Genomic DNA, 15,876 nt, shown 5'->3' with positions numbered 1-15,876 from the left:
TCAGATATGGATTTTTCACAATATATAGCTAAATCTATATCACTTCTATCTCCATTATCTCCACGAGTCCTTGATCCAAATAAAATAACTTTATTTATTTCACTATGCTTTTTAGAAATCTCTATTATCTCATTTAATATAACTTTATCTAAATTCATATTTAGCAGCTACTACTACTTTACCTTTATTATATACCACTACCCTTTAATTATAAACAAGTTTACCTATAAATTATTTAAAACACCTCTAAGGTAACTTCATTATTTGCTTCTACCTTAGAGGGACATATTTCACATATTTAATAAATTTTTGAGTAATTAATAAATAAAACAGAAATACTAATTATTGAGGTGATTATATGAAAAAAAGATTTTTTATCTTACTATCTTCATTAATTATAGTTTTAAATTTTATTATATTAACTGCTCATGCCGATGTTCCTATTCATCCTATTAATGCAGTTTATAAAGAAGGAATTTATAAACTAAGTCCAGCTGATAAAAGCTCCTATGCTCTACAGTTTCAATTTTTAAATACTGATAAAGATTCTGCAATAATAGTATTAGATCAAAATGCTGACATAGTTTATAAGAATATTAATTGTAATAGGAAATGTAATGCAGGAACTATTACAAATAAGAATACTATTATTTTAATTACTGATGGTGAAGTTGCTCTTTACTTCACCAAAGAATAATAAATTGAAATATGAAAACCTCTAAGTGCATTCTATTAACACTTAGAGGCCTTTTATTATTTTTTTGAATTAACAGCCTTATGATAATACTGTCTTGGCGTCATTCCAAACTCCTTTTTAAAAGCTCTAAAAAAGTGAGTATATCCTCCAAATCCGCATTTAGAATATACCTCAATTATAGGAATGTTTTTTTCTATTAACTCTTTTGAGTAAGATAATTTTCTCTTTAAAATACAGCTATGTATAGTCATATTAGTAGCATCTTTAAATATTTTTGAAAGATGAAACTTATTCATAAAAAACTCTCTTGCTAAATCATCTAATGTAATCTCTTCAGACATATGGGTATTTATGTAAATAAAAATATCATCTATAATATCTAGCTTGTCATAAATTCTCTTTTTATTTAATCTACTTTCTATATATCCTCTATTAGTAATAGCTAAGAGTATTATTAATGTAGCCCTTAAAATCTCCTCTTTCCCAAAGCCCTCCATTTTTTCATAGCATATTAATCTAGTAGTTAAGGATTTTATTAACATATATACTTCACTACTAGCTCGAACTATTCTAATATTGCTATCTCTTGCTTCAATAAAGCAAGTTTCCAAATTGCACTCTTCTGATGATATACTTCTAACATATTCTGGGTGAATATAAATTAAAATAATCTCACCTTTGTTATTAACTTCATTATCAACCTTTATTTTAAGATAGTTATCGTTTTCTAATACAACATAGTCATCCTTTTCTACTGAAAAAGTTTCATTATTATCTTCCATAATATATTTATTATTTTCAATGTATATTATTTTATAAAAATCACTTCTTGGTATAAATACTTGCCTATTCTCAATTGTTAATTTTTGAACAAAAACCTTATTATTGATTATATCCATAGATAATCCTCCCATTAACTACTTTTAAACCTCTTTAATTATACCAAATTTTTGATAGTTTCGCCCCAATAAATGTAAGTTTTAGAGCATTTTATCTTGTTATAATAAGGATAAGGTTAATATTTTAACTATTTTATACGTTGCAACTATAAATATATTAACAAAAGTTATTTTTAAATATAAAAAACTGGGGGAATACATAATGAATAAATTTTTAAGAAAAGCTTCTATTTTATTATCACTTTGTATGATGACATCTTTAGCTGCTTGTACATCAAACAATAACTCAGCTGTAAACGGTAATAATGCTACAACTGAATCTTCTTCTGAATGGGATAAAGAAGTAAATCTATTAGTAATCGGTGCTGGCGGTTCTGGTTTAACTGCCGCTGTTGAAGCTGCTACTAATGGAACTGAAAATATATTAGTAGTTGAAAAACTATCTTCAATTGGTGGAGTAACCGCTCTATCTCAAGGTGTTATTGCTGGTTACGATACTCAAATAGCTAAAAAGCTTGGAGTTAATGTAACTAAAGAGGAACTATATGATATTTTAATGGGAAATGCTACTTATAGATTAGATCCAAAATTAGCTTCTATAACTGTAGAAAAATCTGGAGAATCTATAGATTGGTTAATAGATACTGTTGGCGTTCCATTTGATGAAGAAATAAGAGTTGGATATGGACCACTTCAAATGATGCACGTTATGACTGGTGGAGGAAATGCTATAGTTGAACCTTTCAAAAAGGCTTTAGAAGATAATAATGTTGAGCTTATGCTTGAAACTCCTGCTACTAAACTTTTAAAAGATGATAATGGAAATATCACTGGAGCTATTGTTGAAAACGAAGGTAAAGAGCTTAAAATTAAAGCTAAAGCTGTAGTTTTAGCTACTGGTGGATATGCTGGTAATAAAGATCTACCTGGATTGCTTAACCCTTCTTATCAAGGAATGTTACCTGTTGGATTTGCTGGGAATACTGGTGATGGTTTAATTATGGGTAGTGATGTAGGTGCTGCAATTGGACATACTGATCACTTAATGGCTGTATTAAAAGATTACGAAATACTTTCAGAAAAGAATGGTAATTCAGCTACTGCTTCTGTAAGTGCTTATGTAAAAGCTGATAGCTTAATATTTGTTGGTGCTGATGCAAAAAGATTTATGGATGAAAAAGCTGCTGGATTTATGAGTCAAGAATTAAATCAACCAATATGGGATCAAATGAAAAAAGATGATATGCCATATGTTTGGGCAATTACTGATGCAAAAGGCTTAGAACAAACTAAATCTAAAAGAGGTTTAGACTTAGAATATATTACTGCTGATACTGTTGAAGATCTAGCTTCAAAAATGAACTTAGATCCATCAACATTAAAAGCTACTGTTGATGCTTGGAATACTTCTGCTACTAACGGTGTAGATGCTGACTTTAGGAGAACTGCTGGCTTAACTCAATTAGAAGCACCTTACTATGCTGTTGCTATAGCTCCTGCTCATATCATAACTTATGGTGGAGTTATCAGAAATGAAAATGCTGAAGTATTAAAAGCTGATGGCACTGTATTAAATGGATTATTTGCTTGTGGTGAAGTTTCTGCAAACTCTGCATATATGGGATTCACTATTTCGAATGCTATAACTTGGGGTAGAATCGCAGGTGCAAGTGCTTCTGACTACATCAAAAACGGTCCTAAAGCTCCTGTATCTGAAAATACTACTGAAGAAAAAGAAGAAGCTACTGCTGAATCTTTCTCATTCAACCCAGGTACTTATGAAGGTACTGCAAAAGGTAACGGTGGAGACTTAAAAGTTTCAGTTGTTGTAGATGAAACCTCAATAAAAGAAGTTACTGTTTTAGAACATTTAGAAACTGAAGGATTAGCTGATCCAGCTTTAGAAAAAGTCCCTACTGCAATTGTTTCAGAGCAATCATTATCAGTAGATACAGTTACTGGTGCAACAGTAACATCAAATGCAATAATAGATGCTGTTAAATCAGCATTAGAAAGTGCAAAAAAATAAATTAGCCCCTAAAATCAATTAACATAAGAAAATCTCTACTAATCTTTTAAAAAGTTAGTAGAGATTTTTATTTAATAAGTTGTTGCATTTTTCCTAATTACATATATCTCTTAAATTTATCTATTACTATTATAAAGATAATCAATACTTTTCTTAAATCTTTCAAGCCCTTCCTTTAATTTAGAAAGAGGACAACCACAATTTAATCTTAGATACTTTTCACTACCATATACTTCGCCTTTCATTATCCCTACTCCGCCGATGTTTACTAGGGCATCTTGAATCTGATCTGCTGTAAATGGTAACTCTCTACAATCTATCCAAGCTAAATATGTTCCATTTGGTTTTTTGAATTTTATATCCTTAAAGTTTTCTTTAATAAAGTTTTCTATATAATCCATATTATTATTTATATATTGGACTAATCCATCTATATAGTAATCACACTCATTATAAGAAACCATTGTAGCGTACATCCCTAAAATACTTACTGAGTTTAAGAAATCCTTAGTTCTTGTTTGATGTATAAATAAATCATTTATATTATCGTCAGGAATTATAGCATAAGAGCCAATTAATCCTGGATAATTGAAAGTTTTACTTCCTGAAGATACTAGATATATTTCATTATAAGTTGTAAGGTAATCAATTATAGGAGTATGCCTATGTCCTGGCATTACTATGTCAGCATGAATCTCATCACTTATTATCTTTACATTATATCTCTTGCATATATCTACAATCTTTCCTAATTCATCCTTAGTCCACACACGACCTGTTGGATTATGAGGTGAGCATAGTAAAAATACTTTACATTCTTTAACCTTTTCTTCAAATTCATTAAAGTCTATAAAGAATTCTCCTTCTTTTTCATGAAGTTCAACTCTTACTAATTCTCTATTATTTTGCTCGATAACATTTATAAATGCATCATACATAGGATTAAAGGTACCTATTTTATCTTTATCTTTGCTTAAAAGTCTTAATAAAAGTGAAACAGAATACATTACTGAAGGTGAATAAATTACCCACTTCTCATCTACATAGCTATTAAATCTTCTTTTAAAATATCCTGCAATTGAGCCTTTATAATCATGGTGATTCCACCTTGAATATCCATATATCTGATGCTCTAGGGCTTTATTTAACTTATTATATACAAGCTCTGGTACTGTAAAATCAGTATCAGATATTGAAAATGGAATTAAATCTGCCTTATTAAAACGATCTTGAATATAATCCCACTGTGTACAATAAGTATTTAATCTATTATGAACCTCATCAAAATTATGCTTCATATACTATACCTCCAAAATTATCATATCTTTTGTAGTTTGATTTAACGGTATACCTCTTCCCCCTGAAATCAACACATCATCTTCAATCCTAACTCCACCTAAGCCTTCTACATATATGCCTGGCTCACAAGACATTATCATATTATCCTTTAAAATAGTTTTTGAGTTTTGATTTAAAAATGGATACTCACATCCATCTCCTATACCTATACCATGCCCTAGTCCATGATTATAGTTTTCACCATAACCAGCCTTTTCAATTATATCTCTAACAACAAAGTCAACTTCTGAAGCTAAAGCTCCAGATTTTATTTCATCTACTCCAGCCTGTTGAGCCTTCTTCACAATTTCATATATATTAATCATATCATTGGAAGGTTGTCCCACGAACACCATTCTAGTCATATCAGACTGATAATTCTTATACTCTATTCCAAAATCAATCATTATAGGTTCATTAGCTTGAACTTTTCTATCAGTAGGTCTTCCATGAGGCAGTGCAGTTCTTGGTCCTGAAGTTACTACTGGCTCAAATGATAATTTACTTGCACCAGCCTTTAAAGCATAATAATGTATTAATGCATTTATTTCATTTTCACTTATTCCTACTTTAATATGCTTTAAAACATCAGCAAATACTTGGTCAGTAATCTTACAAGCTTCCTTTAATATATCAATTTCAAATTCATCCTTAATTATTCTAGCTTCATTTATTTCCTCATTAACTAAAGTAACAGTAAAATAATACTTTTTTAGCTTTTCATAATCAGAAATAGAATAACTACTAGCTTCTATTCCTAACTTAGAATAATTAAATTCTTTAAAAATTTCATTTACAACATCAAAGTGAGATTTATTGCTTTTAGCAGGTGTATTTTCAATTATTTTTAACTCATCTTGTCTTTCTCTTGCTTCTGATAAATATCTTCCATCTAAAATTGCATAAGAATTATCTCTAGTAATTAATATTTGTACTCCACTTCCAGTTAAAGTATCTAAATATTTTTTACTTGTTTTTGATTTTATTAATATACCATCTAATCTTAGCTCTTCTATCAAATCCCTTATTTTCTCTAAATGTCTTGCCATATTTCCTCCTAGTACAAAAAGGCAAGCATTACGCTTGCCTTAATTTTTAGAAATCTAAATCATCTAATAATGCTAAATCTTCTTCTGAAATTTTAGAATCTTGCTTATCTTCTACTTTAAGTTGATTTTGTTTTTCATATAACTTGAAGAATGGATACCAAATAAGAATTGATCCAATCATTTGTAGTGCATTAACAACAATAGTTAACCAATGTCCATTTACTAAGAATCCTTCTAGGAATACTCCAACATATGGTGGATTAAATATTGGTTTTGCTAAGATTCCAGCTTTCATTAAGAATGCTGGGAATGTACCTAAAATTGTTCCACCAATAACATATGGTAAGAAGAATGTTGGGTTTAATACTATTGGTGCACCAAATAATATTGGTTCATTAATACCAAATAACGCTGGTACTAAAGAAACTTGACCTACTCTTTTATTAGCTTGATTCTTAGATAATAAGCACCAGAACACTAATCCAAAAGTAACACCTGTTCCTGTAAAGTTAGCAAAGGCACTTGTCATACCACCAGTATAGAAGTGTGGTAATGCTTGACCAGCTTGCATAGCTTCAATATTTTCAGCTAAGAATTGAGCTGCTATTGGTGCAGTTATTGGTGATAATACTGATGGATGAATACCGAAGAAGAATAGTGTACATCCAAGGAAAGTTATAAATACAAATGTCCAAGGGTTATCTAATGATCCTACTAATGGTGATAAGAATTGAGTTAATATTTCTGGTGGTAATACATCAAAAAATGCTAAGCTTAATAATCTTATAGCCATAAACGTACCAACTATAATTACAGTTGTAGGAATTAATTCAAAAGATCTAGAAACGAAATCAGGTACACTTTCTGGCATACGGATTGTGAAGTTTTTCTTCTTACACCATCTATATAGTTCAACAGCTAATATTCCTGATATCATTGCCATAAATAAACCTTTAGTTCCCATGTATTTTATAACCATACCGCCATCTTCAGTAAAGCTAAATACTAATAAAAGGAACCCTACTGCTCCAAGAATCATTGCACCTGGAACATATAATTTATAGTGCTCACTTAAGAAATAAGTAATACATAAACAAACATAGAATCCCATCATTCCTATAGTTAGGTAGAATGGTAGATAAAAATTATCCATATTAGTTAAAATAAATTGGGATATTGGATTTGTTTCTCCAATCATATTTGCTATAGCTTCTGGTATTAAACATAAACTTCCTATGATAAGTATTGGCGTCATTGCAACCATTGACTTTTTAATTGCACTTAAATGTGGCTGTTTGTCCATTTTTTGAGCAAGAGGCGTTAGCCACTTATTCATAAAATTTTCGAATTTATCAAACATATTATTTCCTCCCCTTAAATTCCTATATTTTAATGATTAAAAACTAAATATTTAATCACCTATTTTACTTCCCCTTTATGCTACTTTTTCTTTGCAAGCTCTGCTTTTTTATGAGCTATTAAAGCCATCTTTAAAGATGTTGCTCCGTCCATTTTCCCGTAAGTATCTTGATCAATAACAATGTATGGAATGTCCCCAATTATCTCTTTAATATAATCTAGCTTATGTGCAATTTGTGGTCCTACAACTAGTACGTCACAATTGTCTACTTCTTGCTTTAATAAATCTACAGGTACAGCTGTAAACTCAAAATCAGCATCATTTAACTTTTTACTTTCATGTACAGTTTTCTTCATGTTATTCATTAACATGGTAGTTGAAAATCCCCCAGCACAACATAATACAATTCTCATTTTATTTCTCCTCCCTTGATTCAAATACTTCTATTAATGCTTCTATTAAATCTCTAGATAGCTGTGAAGACATATAATGGTCTTGAGCATGTACCATAAGTAAACTCACCATTGGTTTAGTCTCAGCATCTCCAGAAAGTTCAGCCTGAATTAATTTTGTTTGAGCATTATGAGCTTCAAGATCTATTTCCCTTGCTTCTTCCATTAACGCTCTAGCAGCTTCATAATCTCTTTCTTTAACCTTTTTTAAAGCTTGAAAAGCCTTTGCTTTACTCTCCCCAGCAGATCCTATAATCTGCATTATTTGCATCTCTAATTCATTCATTTTTTATACCTCCTACAAGTAACTGGATATAACTTCGTATTTTTCTACATCTAATCTTTTTATAATATTAATGATTAATTCTACTAACTCTTCTACATCTCTTAAATCTGCCATCGAATAACTTCCATGACAGTACCTCAGAGGTATTCCTAAAACTATAGCTAGCTTTCCTCCATTAACTAAATGAGCACTACCTGCATCAGTTCCTCCACCACTAAACATGTCACATTGAAAGCTAATATTATTTTCAACAGCTACATCCTTAATAAACTTTAAAAACTTCTTATTTGGAATCATAGTTTTATCATAATGAACTATCATGCATCCCTTTGAAAGTTGACGCTGATTAGTATAATTTCTTACTAAGTCTGGTGCACAAGCAACATCTATAGCAAAAACTACATCAGGATTTACTATATCAGTGGTACACTTACCCCCTCTAGTTCCAACCTCTTCTGAACTAGTAAAGCTTAGATACACATCATTATTGTGATTTATACTCTTAAGCCTCTTATCAACTTCCTTTAATATATAACAGCCAACTCTATCATCAAGCGCCTTTGCCATTAACACATTCTCATTTATCATCTCACTATTACTAGCAAAACAAACTATATCACCTATGTTAACTCCAGCTTCTAAAACTTCATCTCTTGAGCTTAAGCCAATATCAACATAAACATCCTTAACCTTATGATTATCGTCATAAGAACAATTCATTAGTCCTCTTAGCTTCTTCCCATCTTCCAGTGTTACATTAACAGCTTGAAAGCTCTTTGCAGAGTCCTTAACTCCACCTATCTGCATAAGGTGCAACATTCCTATATCGCTAATATGTCTAACCATAAAGCCAACCTCATCCATATGGGCACAGAACATAAGCTTAGGTCCAACGCCCTTATGGTTAACTATCATGCTTCCAATTCCATCAAAGGAAACTTGTCCATTTATATCTTCAATTAATATATCTCTTATCTCTTGTTCGTTTGATGCTATTCCATCTGCATTACACAGATCCTTTAATAGTTTAATATCTACCATCTTTACACCTACTTACTTACTAGCGCTATAAATTCCTTAAAGCTATTAACCTTAATTAAACTTTGCACCATTTCAAGATTATTCATTATCTCAAATAAATCATTTGTTATGCCCTTATTGAACTCTAAATTATCCTTTTTAAGGGCAACCATAAATATTATTGAAACTTTCTTATTATTAAAAAGTATTGGATTTTTTAATATCTTTACAGAAATTAAATCCCTATTTGCCTGCATTTCTATAGGGTGAGGTATTGATATTCCATTAAGGTATATAGTAGACGAAAATTCCTCTCTCTTTAGTACATACTTTGAGTAATCCTCTCCACCAATACCACTTTCCTCTATCTCCTTAGACATTCTGGTAAGACACTCAATATAATCCTCACAAGAATCCTCTATAGAAAAATAATTAGGATCAAAAAATCTTTTTAAATAATACTCTTTAGTTTTATCAACAAAAGCTTCATTAAAATTTTCAAACATAACTAATTGTTTAATATTTAAAATATCATAATCATCTAAAAGCTCCTTAATATATATCAAAGGTACTTTTAAACTAGTATTTAACTCACTTATGGAGAAAATTATATCTGGATTAAACTCTTCTAGCTCCTTCATCTCTAAAATTGAGAAAGTTTCTATATTAGCATTTCCAAAAAGGTTACCTATCTTAAGCTTTATCAGGTAAGCACTTCCCCCTCCAGATGAACAAACTATAGCAATTTTGTTATACTTGCCTAGTTTATATATAATCTCTTTTTCCATATGAACTGCAAAATGAGTTGCTATAAATCCTATCTCATCACGAGTAGGCTCTATTCCGTATCTTTCCTTGAGCATATTCCCTAATGCTATTGCAATATTAAATATGATTGGATACTTAATTGCTAACTCATCAATAATTGGATTAGTATATGATATCTTGTAGCTTAACCTATTAATTAAGGAACCAATATGAGTTATTAATAATTTTTTAAAGTCTTCATCTTGGTTGAAAGAAGTATTATTCTCTTTATCAATATTGATTAGAAACTCTTCAATATCTATTGCTAACTTTTCTAAATATATAGAGTTTTGCTCATTGCTTCTTGTTTTAGCTTTAATTAATCTTCCAAACTCTTCTATATCTTCATAACTAACTCCAACCTTAAATTTTTCCTGTATACTATTTACTAAAGATAAATCACTGTTATCAATAATATCTGTATTCAACCTTGTGTGGATAAAAATTGTAACCTTCAACCAAGCAGTTAGTTCTTTTAACTCAACATAATTTATGTTTAAATTACTACTTTTAAGCGTATCTATTAAAGAATCTTGTATAGAAACAAATCTCTCATCAACAACTCTATTGACTTCTTCTTTAACAATGCGATTATCCTTAAGATACAATTTAACTAAAAGTTCTCTTCTATTTATTAAAGGATTAATTATTTTCATACCATAATGAGCTTTTCTATCTATCTTTAAATCAAATTTACTAATATACCTATCTACTTCAGACTTAAATCCATTAATTAAAGATTTACTTGAATTAAATACATCTATTAAATTATCCATAGTTGTATAATTATCACTTACAAGCAAATATCCAACTATATTCTCTACAGTAATTTTAGGTTTATCAGCTAACCTCTTTAATTCATTAAGAAAGCTATTAAACTTGCCTTCATCTGTTACCTCTAATAAATATCCTTTACCTCTTTTTTGCGTTAAATGAAATCCTTTTGCCTTAGTAATATTCACTAGGTAAGAAAAATCATTTTGTAATGTTCTTTTTGAAATAGAATACTTATTTATAAAGTAATCTATAGATAAATAATCATTAGCTTCGATGAGCTCATTGATTATATCTAATTCCCTCATTTTTCATCCCCCTAATTTACTAACACCATTGGCTTTTATTCATTTAAAACCTTTTCTGTTATTGTTTACATCTTAATTTTAATTTATCTTCTACAAATACAAAAGATTTTTAATTGCATCCTAATGTGCAAAAAATGAACCAATAGTTTTACTAATTGATTATACAATATTATGTTAACTATGATAAATTTTCAGTTGAATATGTTTTAATATTCAAAACACAAATAAAAAGTGATAAGCTCACGCTTATCACCTTTTATTTAAATCTCTATACATCAAAACCTTGCTCTCTCTGCAGTTTAAGCCAAAATGGATATTCTTCTCTATACCATTTATTAATTTCATATAAATATCTCGAAGTATTTTCATTTTCTTTAAATATAACTTTTTTATTTTTACAGACAACTTGCAATTGGATGTACTTTGGTAAGTCCTCTACATTTACTAAATCTATTTTTATTCCAAGCCTTTCTTCAAGTGTTTGCTCATAACTTAAAATATCTTCTAATTTAACATTACCTAATATAGCTATATCTATATCTGAATTTTCATCAAATCTATTGGTTAAAAAGCTTCCAAATATATAACAAGCATCAATACATTCTATATTTAAAGTATCATAAATTATTTTAAGAATTTCTTTATTATTCATCATAAAGCGATAGCAAATCCTTTCTATTATTTTTTATATGAATTTTTAGTCTATCATTTATGAAACTTTCAAAATTTTTAAGTATATCTCTATTATCTTTATATAATTTAACTAATTCTTTTGTTGTAGGTTTTTTATATTGATGTGCAAATGTATTTCTTATATTTAATGTCTTATTATAAAACTCATAAAAGTCCTCTGGTATTATTTTTAGTTTATATGCATTAAGAATATATTCCCTTAACCTATTATCCGTTACAGCTACACCTACTGCACTTAATGAAAAAGCAATATAATCTTCGAATACAGTATATAATTCTTTCATATTATTTCTAAAAGAGTTCGATACTTGCTTAAAATATTTATCTGTTTCTGCCATACTAGAATATAATTTACTATCCTCATCTAAATCACTTAATATCTCCATATAGTTATTAACTATATTCTGTAACCTCATTGAATTTACACGTATCATTAATTAAATCACTTCCCCTATTAACTATTTTTCACCTAATAATATCATTATATACCATTGTTCATATTTTAAACAACTTAGCATAAAGTAATAAGCTGTGTAGAATGATTCTACACAGCTTTTAATTTCAAATTATAATTTTAGGCTTATGCAGTTTTATCCTTTTTCTTAAGAACAACTACTCCTGCAAGGATTACAATAAATCCTAAAGCTGCAGGGATTATAGGGCTTGTCCCCCCTGTTTCAGGTAATGTTGAATTACCTTTACCTGGCTCTGTTCCTGAATCATTTCCTGTTCCATTCCCAGAATTTGAGCCACTTCCATTGCCTGACCCTGAACCATTTCCTGCTCCATCTCCTGGCTTAACGTCTATTGATGGTTCATCTGTTGGAGGAACTTGCCCTCCACCATTTAATTCTTTATTAACTTCTTCTAAAACAGCCTCAGCATTTGCTAAAGTTCCATTTACTAAAAACTCTTTTCTTTCTTCATCTTTAGTCAATACTACTAAAGTCTTGTCTTCACTATGTTTTGTTAACTCAACCTCAAATCCAGTTTCAACAGCTTCTGTTAATCTTTCCTTTAAGCTTTCAATTTCTACTAATTCAGCTTCTACCAATCTAACCTCAGCATCAACTGCAATTATTCCTTCAGCTCCAACTTTACTTATATATTTAATTAAAGCTTCATCCAATGCAGAATATTCATTAAGTGTTGGATAATTACCAAACATAGTATAGTTATCTCCACCTGCTGCCATAAAATCATTTGTAGCTAAAGTATACATTTTCTCTGCATCAATTGGAGCACCGTTTACTTCAATAGATACAACTCTCCATCTAGCCTTTCCAGCTTCATCAACATACTCTTCAGTTAATACATTCATGCCTGCAAAGTGAGGGAATCCTCCATTTAACTTAGCCATAGTTGCATTTAATGCATCTATTATATCTTGCCCTTTAACATTTTTTGTTACGATATAGTTACCAAAAGGAAGCACTGCAATAACATTCCCTTTAGTAATTTGTCCAGCCTTAATAGAATCTCTAATTCCACCACCATTAGTAATTGCTATATCAGCTCCTGTTTCATCTAACATCGCAGAAGTTATTAATCTACCAAGGTTTGTATGACCACTTCTTACATTTTCTCTTACACCATCTAAATCAATTGGAGTTTCTCCAACAATTTCGTTCAAAATTACTTCTTGCCCACTTTTAATTCCATCTATTAATCCTTTAATTTCTGCATCTTCTTCAGTTAGGTTCTTAGTTAAAACATTTCCTGGTTTAACATCTAATACATTATTTTCATTATCTAATGTAATTTTCACCTCACCAAAAGACTCTAAATAATTACCTGTACTTGTAATCTTAGTTTTATGATTTGCATTAAACTCTTCATACTTATCTAGTGTTGAATGACTATGTCCATCAATCATTACATCAATGCCATTAACAGCTTCAGCTATATCAGTAGCCTTTACATCACTTGTTGGATCAATACCTAAGTGAGCTAATGCAACGATTACATTTGCTCCCTGAGCTTTTAAAGCATCAACAGCAGCTTGAGCATCAGCAATTATTGATTCCTTAGTTCCAAAATCTAACCCTACTACATTAAGAGGATTTGTCTTATAAGCAGTTTCAGGAGTAGCTATACCTAATATACCAACCTTTACGCCATTAACTTCTTTTATTAAAACGTCATCATAAGCAACTGCACCATCTTTTTTAACATTAACTGCTAGAAGAGGTAGGTTAGCTTCAACTCCTAGTGATTTTAAAATATCTTGCCCATAGTTAAAGTCATGATTACCAGGTACCATTGCAGAATATCCCATAGCATTTAATAGCTTTGCTATACTGCTTCCATTTTCTAAGGTTGCAAAGCTTTGTCCGTGGAATGTATCCCCTGCATCTAATAACAAGCTATTTCCCTCAAATGCTTTAATATAAGATTTAACTTTTGGAAAAGCATCTACTCTTGAATGAGTATCATTTGTGTGAAATAACACTATTTCCTTATTAGCAGCAAGTTCAGCTTCATTTATAATATCTTCATCTTGTAAAGTTAAATTATCTTCTATCTCCACAATTGGGTTATTAATTGTTTCAGCCTTTACAGTATGAGTACTAAGTAAAGAAATGCTTAATAAAAACATACATATAAAGCTAATGAGTTTATTGTAGTCTTTTCTCATCATTAATAATTCCCCCTTAAAATGTAACATATTAAAAAATATATTAACCTAGATAATAATATTATTCACCATATATAACATATTACTCTTACTATTTTTTAAATAATACTGTATTCCTTCTTATTAAATCTCTCAATTAGATTATCTATCCTACTAATAATTTCTTTCCCCTTACTTATTTCATTTTCTAAAGAGCTATACTTACTCTTAATTACCTCCATCAACAGCTCTATAAACTCATTATACCTATAGAATACCATTCCACATTCCCAACTAAGCTTTTTCTTATTAAAGGTTCCATCTGCCTCCTTAGAGAGTAGTATCTCATTTTTATATACAGTAAACTGACCTTCAATTTTATCAATATATTTTAATAAATACTCAATAGATTTTCTTAATTCTTTTACTTCGTCCCTCATTAATCTATTATAAATAACTAATACTTCTCTTCTATATATTATGTCATCTATTTCCTTTTCAAAGTTTATAACTTCATCTTCAACCTTTTTAATTTTAAAACTCATATATAACATCTTCTGAATAAGATTCTTACTATTAAAGCCTAAAAAACTAAAAAAATTAGGATACTCAGTCTTAATCAATTCCGCTCTTTCAATACTTTCCTCTTTAACTGAGATAGTCCCATTTAACTCCATCTCTAAATATTTCATATTTTTTAAATACCTATTTATATGAATTCTTAGTCCTGTTAATTTTAATAGATTTATTCTTTTAATCTCATTGACTACTTCTTTATAAATATCTTCTATTTCACTTTCTGTTTCTACAGTATTATCATCATATCGCTTTAAACTCTCTTCATACCTTTCTTTCAAAGACTTAAACTCTCTCCACATATCTACACCCCTTCCAAAAAGCATCAATATTTATTTGTAAATTTATCCTTTATTAACATAATATAACATTAGGTTGTTTAATTAAATAGATTTCTGATTGTTTTTATAATAAATATCATTTTACCGACTATTAATCTTACAAATTTCACTTTAAACAATTAATTAAGACCAAGTTTATAGAGAATAAATATCAATACTTAAATAATTTTATTTTTTTCTAAAAATACTATAAAACTTTTAACTTCCATCATATTTAATAAGTGAGAGTAAAAATTAATAATTTCTACTAAATAGAACTATAAATAAATAGAAGTAACTTAGGAGGTTAAAAATGAATAAAATTATTTTTGAAAAAGAAAGCTTTGAAGGAAATTTTAATGGGACAACTCCCCCAATTGATGGAGAATACTTTACTGTTAAAAGGGGCTATAAGTTAAGACCATCAACAGTAAGAAGATTACATGAGATAAAGGCTGGACATAGTGACATAAATATTTATATGAATACTATAATAGACAAGGCTATAAACCATTATTATGAAGAAATATTTTTAAAGAATTATTAAAAATAAAACCTTCTATTAGATTAATAAAAATCTAGTAGAAGGTTAATTTTATATCCAATATATATTAAATTTCTAATTCCTTCGAATTTCTCTATAAACTCTTG

16 protein-coding genes are annotated in these 15,876 nt (G+C 29.4%); 3 read left to right on the top strand and 13 right to left on the bottom strand.

What is annotated here, in order from left to right:
- A partial coding sequence (locus H8S20_RS07615; RefSeq protein WP_186859709.1) for a nucleotidyltransferase domain-containing protein occupies positions 1 to 158 on the bottom strand: 158 nt, incomplete at its 3' end.
- A 200-nt stretch (positions 159 to 358) separates the two neighbouring features.
- Here H8S20_RS07615 and H8S20_RS07610 point away from each other — a divergent pair.
- Positions 359 to 697 carry a hypothetical protein gene (locus H8S20_RS07610; protein WP_032120137.1) on the top strand — a complete coding sequence of 113 codons (339 nt, stop codon included), beginning with the start codon at positions 359 to 361 and terminating at the stop codon, positions 695 to 697.
- A 56-nt stretch (positions 698 to 753) separates the two neighbouring features.
- Here the strand turns inward: H8S20_RS07610 and H8S20_RS07605 are convergent, their stop codons facing one another.
- Positions 754 to 1,596, bottom strand: coding sequence for a helix-turn-helix domain-containing protein (locus H8S20_RS07605; protein ID WP_032120138.1), 843 nt, complete (start codon positions 1,594 to 1,596; stop codon positions 754 to 756).
- A 202-nt stretch (positions 1,597 to 1,798) separates the two neighbouring features.
- Here H8S20_RS07605 and H8S20_RS07600 point away from each other — a divergent pair, with 202 nt between their 5' ends.
- Entirely contained in the window at positions 1,799 to 3,625 is a 1,827-nt protein-coding gene (locus tag H8S20_RS07600) for an FAD-binding protein (RefSeq protein ID WP_051986996.1), read from the top strand.
- A gap of 116 nt (positions 3,626 to 3,741) precedes the next feature.
- Here H8S20_RS07600 and H8S20_RS07595 read toward each other — a convergent pair whose 3' ends face one another.
- The 11 genes from H8S20_RS07595 to H8S20_RS07545 all read right to left on the bottom strand — a co-directional run bounded on the left by H8S20_RS07595 (position 3,742) and on the right by H8S20_RS07545 (position 15,207).
- A complete protein-coding gene (locus tag H8S20_RS07595; RefSeq protein ID WP_032120139.1) occupies positions 3,742 to 4,923 on the bottom strand; it encodes a MalY/PatB family protein in 1,182 nt (393 codons plus the stop codon).
- 3 nt (positions 4,924 to 4,926) lie between these two features.
- A complete protein-coding gene (locus H8S20_RS07590) occupies positions 4,927 to 6,012 on the bottom strand; it encodes a M24 family metallopeptidase (protein ID WP_032120140.1) in 1,086 nt (361 codons plus the stop codon).
- Between the two features lie 46 nt (positions 6,013 to 6,058).
- Positions 6,059 to 7,372, bottom strand: coding sequence for a PTS sugar transporter subunit IIC (locus H8S20_RS07585; protein ID WP_032120141.1), 1,314 nt, complete (start codon positions 7,370 to 7,372; stop codon positions 6,059 to 6,061).
- Positions 7,373 to 7,452: 80 nt separating this feature from the next.
- Positions 7,453 to 7,785 carry a PTS sugar transporter subunit IIB gene (locus H8S20_RS07580; RefSeq protein ID WP_032120142.1) on the bottom strand — a complete coding sequence of 111 codons (333 nt, stop codon included), beginning with the start codon at positions 7,783 to 7,785 and terminating at the stop codon, positions 7,453 to 7,455.
- 1 nt (position 7,786) lies between these two features.
- Positions 7,787 to 8,110, bottom strand: coding sequence for a PTS lactose/cellobiose transporter subunit IIA (locus H8S20_RS07575; protein ID WP_032120143.1), 324 nt, complete (start codon positions 8,108 to 8,110; stop codon positions 7,787 to 7,789).
- A gap of 12 nt (positions 8,111 to 8,122) precedes the next feature.
- A complete protein-coding gene (ypdE, locus tag H8S20_RS07570; RefSeq protein WP_032120144.1) occupies positions 8,123 to 9,151 on the bottom strand; it encodes an aminopeptidase in 1,029 nt (342 codons plus the stop codon).
- Positions 9,152 to 9,159: 8 nt separating this feature from the next.
- A complete protein-coding gene (locus H8S20_RS07565) occupies positions 9,160 to 11,019 on the bottom strand; it encodes a BglG family transcription antiterminator (protein ID WP_032120145.1) in 1,860 nt (619 codons plus the stop codon).
- Positions 11,020 to 11,287: 268 nt separating this feature from the next.
- Positions 11,288 to 11,674 carry a type VII toxin-antitoxin system MntA family adenylyltransferase antitoxin gene (gene mntA / locus H8S20_RS07560; RefSeq protein ID WP_186859708.1) on the bottom strand — a complete coding sequence of 129 codons (387 nt, stop codon included), beginning with the start codon at positions 11,672 to 11,674 and terminating at the stop codon, positions 11,288 to 11,290.
- Positions 11,664 to 12,128, bottom strand: coding sequence for a hypothetical protein (locus H8S20_RS07555; protein ID WP_186859707.1), 465 nt, complete (start codon positions 12,126 to 12,128; stop codon positions 11,664 to 11,666). The genes mntA and H8S20_RS07555 overlap by 11 nt, the downstream gene beginning before the upstream one ends.
- 164 nt (positions 12,129 to 12,292) lie before the next feature.
- Entirely contained in the window at positions 12,293 to 14,353 is a 2,061-nt protein-coding gene (locus H8S20_RS07550) for a 5'-nucleotidase C-terminal domain-containing protein (RefSeq protein ID WP_186859706.1), read from the bottom strand.
- Between the two features lie 95 nt (positions 14,354 to 14,448).
- A complete protein-coding gene (locus tag H8S20_RS07545; protein WP_186859705.1) occupies positions 14,449 to 15,207 on the bottom strand; it encodes a hypothetical protein in 759 nt (252 codons plus the stop codon).
- Positions 15,208 to 15,538: 331 nt separating this feature from the next.
- On the opposite strand from H8S20_RS07545, the gene H8S20_RS07540 reads away from it, so the two are divergent.
- Positions 15,539 to 15,772, top strand: coding sequence for a hypothetical protein (locus H8S20_RS07540; protein ID WP_186859704.1), 234 nt, complete (start codon positions 15,539 to 15,541; stop codon positions 15,770 to 15,772).
- Positions 15,773 to 15,876 lie beyond the last annotated feature (104 nt).

The organism is Clostridium hominis, assembly GCF_014287825.1.
In the GTDB taxonomy this organism is placed as follows: domain Bacteria; phylum Bacillota; class Clostridia; order Clostridiales; family Clostridiaceae; genus Clostridium; species Clostridium hominis.
Note: the sequence above shows the minus strand (reverse complement) of the source record. Positions and strands in the feature narration are given on the sequence as shown.

Excerpts from the sequence above, each read along its gene's own strand:
- H8S20_RS07610 (WP_032120137.1), top strand. The coding sequence starts at position 359 with ATGAAAAAAAGATTTTTTATCTTACTATCTTCATTAATTATAGTTTTA.
- H8S20_RS07605 (WP_032120138.1), bottom strand. The coding sequence starts at position 1,596 with ATGGATATAATCAATAATAAGGTTTTTGTTCAAAAATTAACAATTGAG.
- H8S20_RS07600 (WP_051986996.1), top strand. The coding sequence starts at position 1,799 with ATGAATAAATTTTTAAGAAAAGCTTCTATTTTATTATCACTTTGTATG.
- H8S20_RS07595 (WP_032120139.1), bottom strand. The coding sequence starts at position 4,923 with ATGAAGCATAATTTTGATGAGGTTCATAATAGATTAAATACTTATTGT.
- H8S20_RS07590 (WP_032120140.1), bottom strand. The coding sequence starts at position 6,012 with ATGGCAAGACATTTAGAGAAAATAAGGGATTTGATAGAAGAGCTAAGA.
- H8S20_RS07585 (WP_032120141.1), bottom strand. The coding sequence starts at position 7,372 with ATGTTTGATAAATTCGAAAATTTTATGAATAAGTGGCTAACGCCTCTT.
- H8S20_RS07580 (WP_032120142.1), bottom strand. The coding sequence starts at position 7,785 with ATGAGAATTGTATTATGTTGTGCTGGGGGATTTTCAACTACCATGTTA.
- H8S20_RS07575 (WP_032120143.1), bottom strand. The coding sequence starts at position 8,110 with ATGAATGAATTAGAGATGCAAATAATGCAGATTATAGGATCTGCTGGG.
- ypdE (WP_032120144.1), bottom strand. The coding sequence starts at position 9,151 with ATGGTAGATATTAAACTATTAAAGGATCTGTGTAATGCAGATGGAATA.
- H8S20_RS07565 (WP_032120145.1), bottom strand. The coding sequence starts at position 11,019 with ATGAGGGAATTAGATATAATCAATGAGCTCATCGAAGCTAATGATTAT.
- mntA (WP_186859708.1), bottom strand. The coding sequence starts at position 11,674 with ATGATGAATAATAAAGAAATTCTTAAAATAATTTATGATACTTTAAAT.
- H8S20_RS07555 (WP_186859707.1), bottom strand. The coding sequence starts at position 12,128 with ATGAGGTTACAGAATATAGTTAATAACTATATGGAGATATTAAGTGAT.
- H8S20_RS07550 (WP_186859706.1), bottom strand. The coding sequence starts at position 14,353 with ATGATGAGAAAAGACTACAATAAACTCATTAGCTTTATATGTATGTTT.
- H8S20_RS07545 (WP_186859705.1), bottom strand. The coding sequence starts at position 15,207 with ATGTGGAGAGAGTTTAAGTCTTTGAAAGAAAGGTATGAAGAGAGTTTA.
- H8S20_RS07540 (WP_186859704.1), top strand. The coding sequence starts at position 15,539 with ATGAATAAAATTATTTTTGAAAAAGAAAGCTTTGAAGGAAATTTTAAT.